This is a genomic window from Acinetobacter seohaensis, from assembly GCF_056431365.1.
Genome location: NZ_JBWKMK010000048.1, coordinates 1 through 14,276 on the forward strand (window position 1 = coordinate 1; position 14,276 = coordinate 14,276).

16 protein-coding genes and 1 pseudogene are annotated in these 14,276 nt (G+C 41.9%); 6 read left to right on the forward strand and 11 right to left on the reverse strand.

All coding sequences use genetic code 11. From position 1 onward, the window contains the following. Positions 1 to 168 precede the first annotated feature (168 nt). A complete protein-coding gene (locus tag AC07E5_RS08105) occupies positions 169 to 1,548 on the reverse strand; it encodes a dihydrolipoyl dehydrogenase (protein ID WP_498625218.1) in 1,380 nt (459 codons plus the stop codon). 160 nt (positions 1,549 to 1,708) lie between these two features. Here AC07E5_RS08105 and AC07E5_RS08110 point away from each other — a divergent pair, with 160 nt between their 5' ends. Continuing rightward, positions 1,709 to 3,925, forward strand: coding sequence for an Ig-like domain-containing protein (locus AC07E5_RS08110; protein WP_498625220.1), 2,217 nt, complete (start codon positions 1,709 to 1,711; stop codon positions 3,923 to 3,925). A 147-nt stretch (positions 3,926 to 4,072) separates the two neighbouring features. Here AC07E5_RS08110 and AC07E5_RS08115 read toward each other — a convergent pair. Then, a pseudogene (locus AC07E5_RS08115) lies at positions 4,073 to 4,495 on the reverse strand (protein tyrosine phosphatase family protein). Next, positions 4,488 to 4,823, reverse strand: a complete 336-nt coding sequence (locus AC07E5_RS08120; RefSeq protein ID WP_070153827.1) for a protein tyrosine phosphatase family protein — start codon at positions 4,821 to 4,823, stop codon at positions 4,488 to 4,490. The pseudogene AC07E5_RS08115 and the gene AC07E5_RS08120 overlap by 8 nt, the downstream one beginning before the upstream one ends. A gap of 123 nt (positions 4,824 to 4,946) precedes the next feature. Here AC07E5_RS08120 and AC07E5_RS08125 point away from each other — a divergent pair, with 123 nt between their 5' ends. From AC07E5_RS08125 to AC07E5_RS08135, 3 genes are read left to right on the forward strand one after another with little or no spacing between them, the layout of a single operon-like run. Continuing rightward, a complete protein-coding gene (locus AC07E5_RS08125) occupies positions 4,947 to 5,843 on the forward strand; it encodes an alpha/beta hydrolase (RefSeq protein WP_278518397.1) in 897 nt (298 codons plus the stop codon). Then, on the forward strand, positions 5,844 to 6,275 hold the full coding sequence (gene trxC, locus AC07E5_RS08130; protein ID WP_104853053.1) for a thioredoxin TrxC: 432 nt from the start codon (positions 5,844 to 5,846) through the stop codon (positions 6,273 to 6,275). A gap of 27 nt (positions 6,276 to 6,302) precedes the next feature. Further along, positions 6,303 to 6,749, forward strand: a complete 447-nt coding sequence (locus tag AC07E5_RS08135; RefSeq protein ID WP_218618957.1) for an acyl-CoA thioesterase — start codon at positions 6,303 to 6,305, stop codon at positions 6,747 to 6,749. A 79-nt stretch (positions 6,750 to 6,828) separates the two neighbouring features. Here AC07E5_RS08135 and AC07E5_RS08140 read toward each other — a convergent pair whose 3' ends face one another. Then, entirely contained in the window at positions 6,829 to 7,338 is a 510-nt protein-coding gene (locus AC07E5_RS08140) for a DUF4442 domain-containing protein (RefSeq protein WP_104853054.1), read from the reverse strand. A 12-nt stretch (positions 7,339 to 7,350) separates the two neighbouring features. Beyond that, complete coding sequence (locus AC07E5_RS08145; protein WP_004976234.1) at positions 7,351 to 7,839, reverse strand: YajQ family cyclic di-GMP-binding protein; 489 nt, start codon at positions 7,837 to 7,839, stop codon at positions 7,351 to 7,353. A 92-nt stretch (positions 7,840 to 7,931) separates the two neighbouring features. Here AC07E5_RS08145 and AC07E5_RS08150 point away from each other — a divergent pair, with 92 nt between their 5' ends. Continuing rightward, a complete protein-coding gene (locus tag AC07E5_RS08150) occupies positions 7,932 to 8,246 on the forward strand; it encodes a rhodanese-like domain-containing protein (protein WP_004976235.1) in 315 nt (104 codons plus the stop codon). Positions 8,247 to 8,314: 68 nt separating this feature from the next. On the opposite strand, the gene mnmC is transcribed toward AC07E5_RS08150, so the two are convergent. The 4 genes from mnmC to AC07E5_RS08170 are packed head-to-tail and all read right to left on the reverse strand — an operon-like array spanning position 8,315 to position 11,589. Next, positions 8,315 to 10,147, reverse strand: a complete 1,833-nt coding sequence (mnmC, locus tag AC07E5_RS08155; RefSeq protein ID WP_498625222.1) for a bifunctional tRNA (5-methylaminomethyl-2-thiouridine)(34)-methyltransferase MnmC2/FAD-dependent 5-carboxymethylaminomethyl-2-thiouridine(34) oxidoreductase MnmC1 — start codon at positions 10,145 to 10,147, stop codon at positions 8,315 to 8,317. Positions 10,148 to 10,184: 37 nt separating this feature from the next. Beyond that, entirely contained in the window at positions 10,185 to 10,640 is a 456-nt protein-coding gene (locus AC07E5_RS08160) for an SH3 domain-containing protein (protein WP_004976237.1), read from the reverse strand. A 5-nt stretch (positions 10,641 to 10,645) separates the two neighbouring features. Next, on the reverse strand, positions 10,646 to 10,948 hold the full coding sequence (locus AC07E5_RS08165; protein ID WP_004976238.1) for a YciI family protein: 303 nt from the start codon (positions 10,946 to 10,948) through the stop codon (positions 10,646 to 10,648). A 29-nt stretch (positions 10,949 to 10,977) separates the two neighbouring features. Further along, complete coding sequence (locus tag AC07E5_RS08170; RefSeq protein WP_498625223.1) at positions 10,978 to 11,589, reverse strand: septation protein IspZ; 612 nt, start codon at positions 11,587 to 11,589, stop codon at positions 10,978 to 10,980. Between the two features lie 45 nt (positions 11,590 to 11,634). On the opposite strand from AC07E5_RS08170, the gene AC07E5_RS08175 reads away from it, so the two are divergent. Next, complete coding sequence (locus AC07E5_RS08175) at positions 11,635 to 12,489, forward strand: PHP domain-containing protein (RefSeq protein WP_131261955.1); 855 nt, start codon at positions 11,635 to 11,637, stop codon at positions 12,487 to 12,489. Between the two features lie 105 nt (positions 12,490 to 12,594). On the opposite strand, the gene AC07E5_RS08180 is transcribed toward AC07E5_RS08175, so the two are convergent. Both AC07E5_RS08180 and radC read right to left on the reverse strand, forming a co-directional pair. Beyond that, positions 12,595 to 13,503, reverse strand: coding sequence for a bestrophin family protein (locus AC07E5_RS08180; RefSeq protein WP_004976242.1), 909 nt, complete (start codon positions 13,501 to 13,503; stop codon positions 12,595 to 12,597). Between the two features lie 68 nt (positions 13,504 to 13,571). After that, entirely contained in the window at positions 13,572 to 14,270 is a 699-nt protein-coding gene (gene radC, locus AC07E5_RS08185; protein WP_104853058.1) for a RadC family protein, read from the reverse strand. Positions 14,271 to 14,276 lie beyond the last annotated feature (6 nt).

Below are 14,276 nucleotides of genomic sequence, written 5' to 3' on the forward strand. Positions count from 1 at the left end.
TACCCATGTGAGAGTAAGTCATCGCCAGCTCATTATTCTAAACACCCTCAACTAGCGTTGGGGGTGTTTTTTATGTAGAAAAGAAAATATTAAAAACTATAAAAAGTGAAGGCAAAATAAAACCATCAGGGGATGGTTTTAAAGAGTAAGCATACTTTCTAAATTTGATTAGATTTCAAGTAGTTGTCGACGTGCATGTTTAAGTGCTGTTCTTAAACCCTCTTCTAGTGTTGGATGGTAGAACGGTTTATCTAAAATATCCTCAAGTGTGAGTTCTTCATCAATCATCCAAGCCAATAAGTGCGCCATGTGCTCAGCAGCATCCACAAATAATTCAGCACCTAATAACTTTTGACTTTTATTATTAATATAAACTTCAATCGCACCTTTATTTTTTCCCAGCACCAAAGCGCGACCTTGTTTTTCATAAGAAACAAAGCCTGTCGTAAATGCAATATTTTGCTCTTTCAGTTGTTTATAGTTTTGTCCTACAGATGCCATTTCAGGTGAGCTAAACACAATGCCCATGGGTGTTAATGTTTTTATATTTTCAATGTTTGGAAAGCTTAAACAATTATGCACGGCTGCACGCCCTTCATGTGCTGCTTCATGTTGAATGGGAGTATTCGTGTGTGCATCACCCACAATAAAAATAGCATGCTGTCCGAGTTGTTTGGTATGAGGATCAATTGGGAGTTGTTTGATGTTGTTGAAACTTGTATCAATATTTTCAAGATGAAGCTGATCTAAATAGCTGCGTCTACCCGTAGCAACCAATACATAATCGGCAGTTAAGCTTTGTATTTGTCCATTTTCTTGATATTCAATTTTCACGCCTTGTTCTGTTTTTTGTAGTTGTGTAGGCAAGGTTTCAAATTTGATATTCAATTCTCGACTGAGTGTATCTTGTGCAATGGTTTGTAGTTCTGGGCTGCGGAGTGAACCAACTTTACGACTACGTGCAAAAATAGTGGTCTCTACCCCTAAGCGTTGCATAGCTTGAGCTAATTCGATTGCAATTATACCACTGCCAATGACGGCCAAAGATTGCGGTAAGTGCTCTAATTCAAAGATTTGATCTGATGTGATTAAGCGTTCGCCTAATTTTTCTTTCCATGCTTGCTCATAAGCAGGAGTAGAACCGACTGCAACAATAAAAGCTTTTGCCTGATATTGCTGTCCATTCACTTGAATTGTATGGGCATCTATGAAAGTCGCAAAGCCTGAAATCTTATGGGATGCTTCCCAACGATCTACATCTTTTTGTGTGGCACGGGTAAAACGATCACGTAATTGGCGTACGTGCGTCATGATTTGGGATGTATCAATTTTTGCATCTACCGTGAGTGCAACTTCTTGTGCATGTTGTATGTCGTGCATGCGATTGGCACTAGAGATGAGAACTTTACTGGGCATACAACCAACGCGGGCACAGGTGGTGTCCCATGGACCGTGATTGATGATGAGTAGGTTTTGGGTGTATTTAATCGCTTCTTTATAGGCGCTAATGCCTGCGGTGCCTGCACCAATAATAATGAGGTCGTACATTTGTGAGCTACTTCAGGTAATAAATAAATTCAGGCTAACACGAGCAAAACATTTATCATGCTTTTATTTACATAAAGCAGTAACTGTGGTTACATATCTGACAATATTAATTATATGTTTGATCAACTCATAGTTTTAGAGGGATTTGGGGATTAACTCAATGAAAAAGAAAGAAATTAGTTTGAAGTTTTCGGCTGTGGCTTTAGCGGTTTTATTGGCTGGCTGTGGCGGCGGTGGAAGTGATGGATATTACCCTAAGCCAAATCCTAATTCGGGAAATAATGCAACTAATCCTAGTACTGGTGAAACAGTTCAAAATGTTAATGCTAGTGCTATTACTCTGACAGATGTTAATGGTGTACAAACTCAGGTTATTAACATTGATGGTGCAAAGGCCACTGTAAAAGTAACAGATCAATCAGGACAAGGTATCAGTGGTGCAGTTGTTACATTTACCACAACTGGTGATGTTATTTTAGGGAGTTCAAATGGTGCAGTACTAACTGATGCGGCAGGTGATGCATCAATTTCACTTGTACCAAGTAATCCTAGCTTAACTGGTGTTTATAAAGTCTCAGCTAGTGTGGAATATGGTGATAAAACTATTACTACTAAGGATTTAGCTTTTACTTTACAACCACTTAATGTTGTTTTAGCGAATATGGTTCCTTCGACGGATCAATTAGAAGTTGGTGGCTCAACAAATATTACATTAAAAACACAAACAGACAGCGGTAATTTTCAAAATAATGTAGTTGTAAACTTTACAGCTACATGTGGTACATTTACGCCAGCATCAGTTACTTCACTTAATCAGGGTGATATTACAACTACTTATAAAGCTATTTCTGTGACTGGTGAGCTGTGCCAAGGGCAGTCTATTATTTATGCAAAGAGCTCAAATAGTCAATCGACACCACAGGTTACAGTTAAAGTCGCACCAATTGCAGCAGACTCTTTAGTTTATACGACAACTTCTGCTGTTGATCTTGGTATTGCAGGTAGTGGTTCGGCTGCCTCTGGGCAGGTTGAGTTTACCCTTTTCGCAAATGGACGCCCTGCTCCTAATCAAGAGGTGTTGGTTCAATTAACAGAAGCTCCCCCAGATTTAAATTTTATTTCATTAGATAATAATAAACTTGAGAAATTAATAAAAAGTGATTCTAATGGAAAAATTATTGTAAACTTATACCCTGGTGATATTCCTGGACCAGTGGAAATTAAAGCAGCACTTGCGTCAGATCCGAAAGTCTATGCTTTATCTAAAAATGTAAAAGTTTCAACAGGTAGGGTCACTCAAAATGGTGTTAGTTTATCTGTTTCTAAACAATCTTTAAGAACGGATATTGATGGAGATACTTCTACAATTACCGCACGTTTAACAGATCGAGTTGGGAATGATGTACCTGAAGGGACAGTAATTAGTTTTGTTGCGGAAGGTGGCAAAGTAGATTCATCTTGTGCAACCAATAAAGCTGGTTCATGTAGCGTAACTTTGACGACACAAAATCCCCGTCCTGTAAATAACCGTGTTACTGTTTTAGCTTTTGTAGAGGGAGATAAAGCCTACAATGATTTAGACGGTAGTAATTCGTTTACAAAAGGGGATACTTTAACTCATAACATTGGTGCTTTTTTCCGTGATGATAATGAAGATAATCTCCATAATCTAGGTGAATTTATTTATAGTAAAGCGAATGCTGGTTTACAATGCGCACTTTCTAGTTTTGAGCAGCCGAATATTCCTAATACTTGTGACAGTGGTTTAAGTGCAGTTTTACGTCAACAATTAGTTTTTGCGTTTGCTCATGATACTCCAACGTTTGTTTGGAAGAGTGGGTTTGAATCGAATGGAAAAATTTCAAAAGGGACTGGCACTTTTAGTTTTAATGTATATGGTAATAGTCTGAAAACTGTTCCAATGCCTTCTAGTACAACTGTTGGAGTTTCAGTTAAAGATAATACAACATTTGAACCTAGCGTTAAATTGATTGCAGTGCCATCTGATTCAACTAAAAAGGTTTTAAGTGTAACTGGAGCTGAACCATATAGTACTTTGAATATCACATTAGCAGATAAAGATTACGCAATTGTAATTTCTGGAAGTGGAACAGGAACCTCTGTGCCATTGGATGCAGCTATTACAGGTACACCACAATTTAATTATAAAAATCAGACTTGTGAGGCTGAGGTAATTAATGGAGATGAGACTGTTCCAAATACTATGGCTTTATTGACACCAACTACATTTGCAAATATTGCACCTGTCGTACAGTACACAGTTCGTTTGAAAGGCTGTGCACAGGGTGATGACATTAAGGTTATTACGAGTGTTCCTAATGGTAAAACCCAGACAAGTTGGTTAGAACTTAAATAATCAGTTATAAACTAAAAACCAACTCAAAATATTGAGTTGGTTTTTTATATTTACAAACTCGTCCCCACATTCACACCCACCGTCGGGCGCACTTGCATAGAACTACAAGCACTCAGCGCCAAGACACATATCACCACCAATAAAACTTTATTCATGCAACAAACCTTGAAATTTTGCCTGATGAAATAACGCACTAGAACGAGCGCCACTACGGCAAATCATCAGAATGGGTTTTGGAAGCTCATTATAATATTTGGCGAATTCAAGAATGTCTGTTTGAGAAATTTTACCGCTATTAACGGGTTGATAAATCACACTGATCTGAGATTTTTCCGCGATATTGCGTAATTCACTCACCTTGACTACATTGCCCATCTCTTGATCAGGGCGGTTCACAATCACAGATTTAAAACCTCATCGCATCAACTGTGAAAATTTGGCAGCATTCATCTGACCTGCAACACTGACTTTGGTATTTAAAGTCTGAACATCGTTTTGAGCGTGACTCAGCGGGATACTGCTACAGATCAGAATACAGCAAAATACATATTTGAGGATGGGTTTAGTCATCCAACAAATCCATTTGTTTTGCCAACTGGAATAAGTTGTTTGAGCGGTTACCCGTACGGCAGAACATCAACACAGGTTTTGGCAATTCGTTATAGTGATTGGCAAAAGTACGCACATCGACTTCAGTAATTTGACCAGACACCACAGGTTGATAGACATAATCTAAACCTGCAGCACGTGCTGCCTCTTCAATTTGTGCACTAGTGGGCTGTTCAGGACCACCTTCCATATCTGGGCGGTTATTAATAATTGACTTAAAGCCCTTTTCTACAACTTGGCTCACATGCTCAGGACCAATTTGACCCGCAAAACCGACTTGTTCAGACATGGGAATACTCCATCATTTTATTCATGACAATATGCTTTATGATAGCATTAAGCAGATTCAAGAGCAGAATGTTCTGAAATATTTATAACGATGATAACGATAAAATAACGCAATGGAGCGCTTATGCATTCCTATATGGTTGAGCCTTTATATGTCAAAAGTGATCACGAGGTGATTGCTGCAGACTTTTATCGCCCTAAATCTATAGAAAAACCCGCGGTAATTCTGATGGCGCATGGTCTGGCAGCCTTACGTCATTTTAAATTGGTGCAATACGCACAATATTTTGCTCAGGCAGGCTATGCGGTGGTGCTATTCGATTATCGCTATTGGGGCGGGAGTACGGGGCGTCCACGTGAGTTGGTATCCATAGAGGCGCAGTTAGATGACTGGCGCAGCATGATTTCACATATTGCGGAACGTAAGTCGATTGATGCCAAACGTATGATTCTGTGGGGAACTTCACTGAGTGGCGGATATGTGCTGAGTTTGGCCTCACGCTTACACAATATTGCCGCGGTCATGGTACAAGTGCCTTTTGTAGATGGTGCGGAAAGTGCCAAGTTATATCCTTTGCAGCAACTTCCGAAAGCCCTAAAAATCTCCAGTCAGGACTATATGGGAGCAAAGGTAGGGATGTCGCCCAAAACGCTTGCAGTGGTGGCGCAAAAAGAACTGTGTTTTTTACCGACCACAGACAGTTATGCAGGTTATATGTCAATTGTGAACCCCGATCATTACTGGAGTGGGGAAATTCCTGCTCGGGTGTTTTTTAATTTGATTCGTTATCGCCCCATTCAAGAAGTGCGGCAAATCAACATCCCTGTGTTATTTATTGCTGCGCAGCGTGACAGCCTGATTCCAATTGAATCGAGCCGTGAAACGGCCACCAATATTGCGCCTTATGTGCAATATGAAGAGTGGGATATGCAACATTTTGATATTTATCATGGTGAATGGTTTAAAAAAGTCATTCAGACCCAATTAGAGTTTTTACAGCAACTGTTTGGAGTTCAGTAAATGATTATTGTATGCCCTGAATGCGGTGCAAAAAACCGTGTACCTGAAGATAAATTATCTGCCAATCCTGCATGTGGGCAGTGTCATCAAGCGCTGATTCCGCTTGCACCCATTGAATTGAATGAGCAAAATTTCAGTAATTTTATTCAAAATAGTGACTTACCTATTCTGATTGATCTTTGGGCGGACTGGTGTGGTCCTTGCAAGATGATGGCACCACATTTTGCAACAGTTGCCAAGCAAAATCCGCAGGTGGTGTTTGCCAAAATTGATACCGAGGCCAATCCACGCTTAAGCAGTGCATTCCATGTGCGCAGTATTCCAACACTGGTATTGATGAATAAAAGCAATGAAATTGCTAGAATAAGCGGCGCGCTACGAGCGACTGAATTACAACAGTGGTTGGATCAGCAACTCAACGCCCAGTCTTAATGCACTGTTCGTGCTAATTTAATGCAAATGTCCGGAGTGAACGTGTCAGATTCTCATGCAAAACCAGAGGGAGTGCTTTCCCTACAAACAATTGCCATGCCAGCAGATACCAACTGGAGTGGAGATGTCTTTGGAGGCTGGATCGTTTCACAGATGGATTTGGCTGGTGCGATTCATGCCGAGCGTTTTAGTAAAGGACGTTGTGCCACGATTTCCATTAACCAAATGACTTTTTTGGTGCCTGTAAAAGTGGGCGATGTGATCAGTTGCTACACCAAAATTTTGAAAGTGGGCAATACTTCAATTCAAATGCAAATTGAAGTGTGGGACAGCCATGATGATTCACGTGAAGCTGTGCGTGTTACCGAAGGGGTATTTACCTTTGTTGCGGTTGATGTCAAAGGCTCAAAACGTCAGATTCCTGAAGAAGCCAAACAGAAGTTTTTAGAAGCTCAGGCTAGTCAAGCATCATAAGTATCAAGCTAGTCAAACATCGTAATGAAAAAAATCCCAGCACAGTAGCTGGGATTTTTTCTTGGAGAGGAAACAGGCGTTAGGCTTGTTTCTGCTTTAAATGTGCTTTTGACACCCATGCCCACAACATTTCACACTGAATCGGAGCTTCGCCTGATTCATCAATCACACTGACATTGACCAGTGTTTCACCTTTGTCGGTGCTGTGCATGAGTTGTTGCTGTTCTGGGCTGAGTGTGGCAATGGCTGTCATTGCACCTTGAGTTGGACGTTTAAAGTCCACTTTCAGGCTTTTAATCAGCACAATGGCACTATCAGGCACATTCATGGCAGTTACAAAACCTGTGGCAGTTTCAGCCAACAGCGCCATAGCACAGGCATGTACCTGTCCAATATGATTCTGCATGGCTTTATGATTGGCAAGACTGACCACCACTTGCGATGGGGTTACTTCTTGATAGCGAATTTTCGCAGTGCCCACCATCGGCACGACACGACCAAAGGCTTGACTCAAAAGGCGGCTTTGAATGCCTTTCGGCAATTTTGATGTTGCTTTGACCAGTTTGTTTAAGCGATTGGTTGGTGTCATGACATCCCCAAATTAATCTTTAAAGTTGTTAAATTGCAGTGGCAGACCAAATTGTTGCTCTTTCAAGAACGCCATTACTTGTTGCAATGTGTCGCGTTTCTTGTCGGTCACACGAATTTTGTCACCCTGAATAGAAGATTGCACTTTAATGCCACTGTCTTTAATGGCTTTGTTAATTTTTTTTGCGGTATCTGAGTCAAGACCATCTTTAAGTTTGATCACTTGAATCACATTTTTACCTGATGCGGTCATTTTTTGTGGGTCAAGCGCCTGAATGTCGACTTTACGCTTATAGAAGTGATTTTCGAGCATGGTATACACTTGCTCACATTGGAAATCACTTTCAGTGGAGATTTTAATCTCTTTGTTTTTTTCATTGAGGTCGATAGAAACATCCTGACCACGAAAATCGAAACGAGTACCGATTTCTTTTTGTGTGTTTTGAACCGCATGATTCACTTCAAAAAGTTCTAATTCAGAAACAATATCGAAAGAAGGCATAATGAAGACCTTTGCAAATGGAAACAATATCTGAGATGCTAGGGATGTTTTCTTCATTTGCCAAGTGTTGTTTTACATCAAAGGAGTGCGCAATGATCCGTAAACAAGAAATTACAACATTTGAGTTCCCAGCTGACGCGATTATCTGGGATGTACGTGATGCAAGTGCTTATGCAGAAGCTCATGTTAAAGGTGCTGTGAATCAGCCAATTAACGATCTATCAGCAGAGAGTCTTACTCAGGTGTCGGCGGATCAACCCATTTACATTTTATGTGGTGGCGGAAGTAAAGCCCCACGTGCAGCGGAAAAACTAGAAGGTTTGGACAGCTCACGTGAATATGTGGTTTTAATGGGTGGTACACGTGCTGCGCGCGACGCAGGCATGCCTTTGGAACAAGGTCACTAAGTATCATCAATATGAAGAAAGCGCCGTAAGGCGCTTTTTTGTTGGGTATCGTTTTATTTCTATTTTCTCTAAGCGAGCGNTACTAAGTTTTTAGGTACAGCGCAGGCTTCTGCTAAAACTTGTGCCGCCAGTATTTCACTGCACAACGGGGCAAATAAAAAGCCTTTAGAACCGAGTCCTGCAAAGCTGTAAATTTCCTGATCATCACGCATTTTGCCAAGTAGGGGAAAATAATCCTTACTTTGGGCGCGTAGCGAAGCGCGACCTTGCCAAGTATCTACGGGTGCTAAGTTTTCGGCATACGCAGGAAAGACACTGTGGATAAGTTCGTAGTTATGCACATGGTCTTCTGCCAAGACGTCACAATCTTCCCGATTTGGATAAAACGATGCACCTAAAATCAGTTGATCGGCATTGAGCTGCATGCAATAGCCGCCATAGCTATAGGCTTGTGATAATGGCAAAGCCTGATCTGTATTATTTACCCAGCTAACTTGCCCACGAATGGGTTTAAGCACAGGGTAATGCTCAAAAAAAGCACCGCTTTGCAGCGCTGCACAGACGATGACATGATCAAACACTCCAAGTTCAGTATCTACGCTGTGTAAGATCAGTTGCTGTGCTGTCGTGGTGATTTGTTTAATTTGAGCTTGCTGAAACTGAATGTGCGGATGCGCAAGAATTTCATCACGCAGTTGATGTGGAGAAACTGCTCCTGCTTGCAATAAGCTTAAACTGGCAAAGTCGCTTTGTGGCGTAAGTTCGGTTGCACTCTGTGCTGCTAAAATACCTTTTGGGTATTGTGTGGCTAAATCCAGCAATTCATCGGCATGTTTAAGTGCCAGTTGATGAATCTGCAACGGACGAAATGCTTTGAATGCGGCATAGTGATTTAAAGCATGTTGCCATGCCAAAGTCATTAAATGATCAGCACTTTGATGAATTGGGCAAAGTTTTGGGTTTAAGAGTGCCAAAGGATTGCCAGAACCGCCTGCAAGTGGCGCTGTTTGGTCATAGAGCGTGACTTGATGCCCTCGTTGGGAAAATGCCCACGCACAGCTTAAACCCGCAATTCCTGCGCCTATGATCGCAATATGGCGCTGTTGGTTGCTTGTTGTGGTATTTGTTGTAATTTGAGTTTCGTTCTGATCGGATATTGGCTCTATTTCAGGCGCTTGCCAGATGGCTTTCAGCATTTCCCGTTTATGCCCAAAACCGCGTGGGCGGGTGATGTGAATACCGTGTTGTTTTAAGCCACGTTTGAGTACGCCTGCCACACTAAATGAGGCAAAAGTCGTGCCATAATCGGACAGTGCTACAATCGGGTTGAGCACGGTTTCCTGCCACATATCGGGGTTACAGGCGGGTGCAAAGCCATCTAAAAACCACGCATTGACAGGAGCAGTTTTAGCAATGACAGGAAAAACTTCCTGAGCATCGCCTAGCCATAAATCTAGGCTAAAGCGTTCATCTGGAAAGTTTAAACGATGACAGCCTGCAATAGCGGCAGGGTATTGCTGAATCAGCTGTTCAGACAGATGACTGAGTTCGGGCCAAGCCGCTAAGGCACGTATAAGATCGGCTTTGCAAAGTGGAAATTTTTCGACAGAAATTGCGTGTAAATGGCTGCGATTATTGGGACGTACCTGTTGCCATAATTGCCAAAGCGCTAAAATATTTAAGCCTGTACCAAAGCCTGTTTCGCCTACACAAAAATATTCAAAATTATTCAGCGCTGCTAAACGGATGGGTAAGTCATTGCCCTGTAAAAACACATGCCGTGTTTCTAATAAACCGTTGTCTTTAGAGAAATACACATCGCCAAATTGTTTGGAAATGGGCACATCAATACCATCGACCAGTTGCCAATCCAGCTCGGCAGTTTGAATAGGCTGAAACAAAACCAGAGTACCTTAAATCAAGAGGTGAATGCTCACCTTACCATTGGCGGCGACGTTTGGTATAGACATAGCTAGCAATTAAGAAGCCGAGCAATACGCCAACCGCGAGTGTTGCAGCACCGTATAAAAACATTTGCGCACTGCGTTCACTTTGCAGTACTTGAACTTGCACGCCTAAATTATCGTTTTTAAGTTGCAGTTCCTGATTCTGTGCCAAAGCATCGAGGTTTGCCTGTTCAAGTTGTTGCAAACGTGTGCTCTGATCTTTAATCAAGGCTTTGGTTTTAGCTTCCTGAAGGGCTTTATTTTTGGCAATTTGTTCTGCAGTCAGGGGCTTATCTTGTGCAGGAGTAACCCCATTGGCTGTTGCTACAGCTGCCGTGTTGGTCACAGCAGCAGGAGCAGGTGCAGTAGGTGTGGTTGTGGCTGGCTCAACTGCATATACAGGTGAACTGAGCAGAACAGCAACAACACTGGCAACAACGAAACGCATAGCGCTTATCCTTGAGGGAATGCTTTATTGAATGGCTTAACGTCAATGTGGCTATATACGCCTTCTTTTAAGAAAGGTTCATCTTGTAGCCAAGCATCGAGTGCTTCACGACTGTCAAAATCGACAATCATGGTGCTGCCATAAAAGCCTGCTTGTGGATTGCTTGGGTCTTTTGGCATTGCCCCCGCCACAATTAAGCGACCTTCGGCATCGAGTTGTTGCAAACGTGCAAGATGTGCAGGACGGGTCGCAAGACGTTTTTCCAGTGTACCTTCACGGTCAGTACAACTTAGAACAAATAAAGGCATAGTTACTCTCGAATATCGCAGATCAGAAATTATTCAGATGTTTTAAAGTATTTGCGCAATACAATAAACTGCACAATGATAAAGGAAAACATCACAATCATGTCACCAAAAGCGGTGAATTCGCCCCAATATTTTCCATCCCTAAATAAAAATGCAAAAAATACGTGCAGGAAAGACATAACCGCAAACATGGCTGCCCAAGTATAATTTAGGTTTTTCCAGCCAGCTTCGGTCAAGTTGAACACAGGCCCAAATAAGCGTTGAATCAGTGGTTTACGGTCTTTGCTGAACCATGGTGATAGCAAAAAAGCACCTGCAAATACAATGTTTAAAATGGCAGCTTTCAGGCGAATATAAAAGTCATCGCTTAACATTAAAGTAACGCCACCAAAAATTACGGTCATAAACAGCACAATCCACTGTTGTTTATCTAAACGGAATTTTTGCATGATGAACAATGCGCCGTACACCACTAACATCGAGATGATCAGACCTGTGGTGGCCACCAAAATATGGTTGTTATCGACACCGCCTGCAGAGCCGATCAGTTGTAGTAATTGATGATTAGTGTCTTTTGGATCTACAGTTTTGTATAAATAAAAGAAAATAATGAGGGGCACAAAGTCTAAAAGTGCTTTCATGTTAGAGTATCTAAATCTGATCAAATAAATGACATAGTATAAGTGATGCACGGCGTAGATTTACATACACACAGTAATATTTCTGATGGAACTTTGTCACCTGGAGAATTGGTGTCTGCGGCAATTCAGCAGGGCATTCATACCTTGGCATTGACTGATCATGACACAATGGATGGGCTGGCTTTGGCAGAGCAAGCGGCTCAGGGGCAAGATTTAAAGATTATTTCGGGAGTGGAAATTTCCAGTCAATGGTCACGTCCAGCCACTAAGAAAAGCTATAGCGTGCATGTGGTGGCGCTAAACATGCAAAATCCTGCACCTTTACAGGCGCTGCTGGAACAGCAAAAACAAATTCGTGCAGAACGTGCCAAACAAATTTGTGATTTACTCACTCCGCTGATTGGACAAGATATTTATAATGATGTACTTCTTAAAGTCGAAGGCGTAGCAGATCGGATTACTCGCACACACATTGCCAAAACCTTACAAGAAAAAGGCATTGTAACGCGTGTGCAGCAAGCATTTGATAAATACATCAAAGAAGGCAAAAAGGCTTATGTGAAATTTGATGGCTTGAGTTTGGAAGATACGATTCGGGTAATTCATGACAGTCAGGGTTTTGCCGTGTTGGCGCATCCAACCCGTTATGATTTATCTGCGACCAATATTCGTTATTTGATTGAAATTTTTGCCAAATATGGGGGTGATGCAGTGGAATTGCCGCCTAATATTGACCCTGCATCGACCCGTCAAATGGTGGATCGCATGATTGCTGAACATGGTCTAAAAGTATCTGTCGGCAGCGATTTTCATGGTGAAAATATGCCGTGGATTAAATTGGGCAATATTCCGCGGGTGAAAGATGGTCAAATTGGGATTTGGGAGAGTTTTGTTGAGTAACTCCCTCATCCCAACCTTCTCATATAAGCAGATGTGATATCCATTATTAAAATTTAGAAAGGATAAAAACTCCTTCTCCCTCTGGGAGAAGGTTGGGAAGAGGGTCTAAAGCAAATTATTGTCCTGTGCCTGAATTGGTGGTGGCGTTGGTTTACCCAACGTACCCAATAATTCAATTTCAATGGTTCTTACCATGGCATCTAAAGGTAAGTCATTGCTTTGCGTGCCAAAAGGTTCTTCAATTTCAGAACTGAGCGCATCCAGACCTAAAAAAGTATAAGCCAAAATACCGACCAAAAGCGGAGTCGCCAATCCGAGTGTAGACCCTAAACTAAAGGGCAACATAAAACAGAAAAAGTACACTGTTCGGTTAAGTAGGACTGAATACGCAAAAGGGAGCGGTGTGGTAGCAATACGGTCACAACCCGTGAGTACCAAACTCAGCTCTGTGACGTGTTGATTCATTTGTGTGTAAATAATATCGGAAATTTCGCCCTCTTTAAGTGCTTGCATTAACTCCCATTGAATCAAACTGAGCGTGTATTGCGGCGCATTGGCTTGTTGATACAGTTGGGTAATTGCTTGCTGACTCATGCCACTGGTTTGAATTAACTCGGTTGGATTGGCAGTTTGATGACGCAGGCGGTCGCGCAAGACATTGGCAAATACAATGACGTGCTGAATGACGCGTTCACGTCGTGCTTGACTAAGTATACGGCAGTCGCGGTCAAAGTGGCGCGCGTTGGCAATCAGCATGCCCCAAAGTTTACGTGCCTCCCACCAACGGTCATAACAGGCAGAGTTTTTAAAGCCCAAAAAAATTGACAGCACCACCCCAATTAAAGTAAAGCCAACCAAAGGCAATTCTGGAAAATGAAAATAACCAATATAAGACAAACCGCCAATAATGGTGGAGATCAACATCACCACGCCCAAAGGCGGTAAGACCTTCGGTAAAATCGTGCCCCGCCAAGAAAACAGTAAGTTAAATACACTGGGTTGATCGACTATCATTTTATTAGAATCATCACAATTTTTTGATGATCTTCTGTGCTTGTGCAGGCTTTGTCAATATGCAAATTTTAAGTGTGCTCAAATTTAAGCAGTTGTTGTTCGGCAAAGGAAAAATTACCTTCACTTGAGATGATACAGTGATCGATCAAACGCAGCTCTAGCAACTGACAGGCTTGCTGAATCTGCTGCGTCAGGATTAAATCTGCACGTGAGGGATGTGGCAATCCGAAAGGATGATTGTGTGCAATCACAATCGCCGTAGCGTGTTGGCTAATTGCAAAACGCAGCAATTGATTAATAGAAATTTCACACGAATTCACTGCGCCATAAAATAACTTTTTAAAGCTGATTTTGCGTAAACAGGCATCTAGACAAAGTACCGCAAACACTTCTTGGGTTTCGCCCAAAAGTTCAAAACGCAAATACTCCATCAAACGTTTGGAGTTGCTAAGCTCTAGCGCATCTTGTTTTAAATGTTCAGCCACATAACGCCGTCCGAGTTCTTTAACTGCCATGAGCTGTGAATATTTACTGTTACCCATGCCGTGAAATTGACACAACTCGGCAATGGGTGCATCGAGTAAAGTAGTGAGATTGCCAAAATGCTGAATTAGCAATCGTGCCAACTCCACCGCAGAATGTTGTTGCGAGCCTGAGCGCAGGAAAATAGCCAGTAGTTCGGCATCGGACAAACTTGCAGCACCATTTTGAATCAGACGCTCACGTGGCCGTTCTTGTTCAGGCCAATGTTTAATAGATAAATGCATTGTTAT

Excerpts from the sequence above, each read along its gene's own strand:
- AC07E5_RS08105 (WP_498625218.1), bottom strand. The coding sequence starts at position 1,548 with ATGTACGACCTCATTATTATTGGTGCAGGCACCGCAGGCATTAGCGCC.
- AC07E5_RS08110 (WP_498625220.1), top strand. The coding sequence starts at position 1,709 with ATGAAAAAGAAAGAAATTAGTTTGAAGTTTTCGGCTGTGGCTTTAGCG.
- AC07E5_RS08120 (WP_070153827.1), bottom strand. The coding sequence starts at position 4,823 with ATGTCTGAACAAGTCGGTTTTGCGGGTCAAATTGGTCCTGAGCATGTG.
- AC07E5_RS08125 (WP_278518397.1), top strand. The coding sequence starts at position 4,947 with ATGCATTCCTATATGGTTGAGCCTTTATATGTCAAAAGTGATCACGAG.
- trxC (WP_104853053.1), top strand. The coding sequence starts at position 5,844 with ATGATTATTGTATGCCCTGAATGCGGTGCAAAAAACCGTGTACCTGAA.
- AC07E5_RS08135 (WP_218618957.1), top strand. The coding sequence starts at position 6,303 with ATGTCCGGAGTGAACGTGTCAGATTCTCATGCAAAACCAGAGGGAGTG.
- AC07E5_RS08140 (WP_104853054.1), bottom strand. The coding sequence starts at position 7,338 with ATGACACCAACCAATCGCTTAAACAAACTGGTCAAAGCAACATCAAAA.
- AC07E5_RS08145 (WP_004976234.1), bottom strand. The coding sequence starts at position 7,839 with ATGCCTTCTTTCGATATTGTTTCTGAATTAGAACTTTTTGAAGTGAAT.
- AC07E5_RS08150 (WP_004976235.1), top strand. The coding sequence starts at position 7,932 with ATGATCCGTAAACAAGAAATTACAACATTTGAGTTCCCAGCTGACGCG.
- AC07E5_RS08160 (WP_004976237.1), bottom strand. The coding sequence starts at position 10,640 with ATGCGTTTCGTTGTTGCCAGTGTTGTTGCTGTTCTGCTCAGTTCACCT.
- AC07E5_RS08165 (WP_004976238.1), bottom strand. The coding sequence starts at position 10,948 with ATGCCTTTATTTGTTCTAAGTTGTACTGACCGTGAAGGTACACTGGAA.
- AC07E5_RS08170 (WP_498625223.1), bottom strand. The coding sequence starts at position 11,589 with ATGAAAGCACTTTTAGACTTTGTGCCCCTCATTATTTTCTTTTATTTA.
- AC07E5_RS08175 (WP_131261955.1), top strand. The coding sequence starts at position 11,635 with ATGCACGGCGTAGATTTACATACACACAGTAATATTTCTGATGGAACT.
- AC07E5_RS08180 (WP_004976242.1), bottom strand. The coding sequence starts at position 13,503 with ATGATAGTCGATCAACCCAGTGTATTTAACTTACTGTTTTCTTGGCGG.
- radC (WP_104853058.1), bottom strand. The coding sequence starts at position 14,270 with ATGCATTTATCTATTAAACATTGGCCTGAACAAGAACGGCCACGTGAG.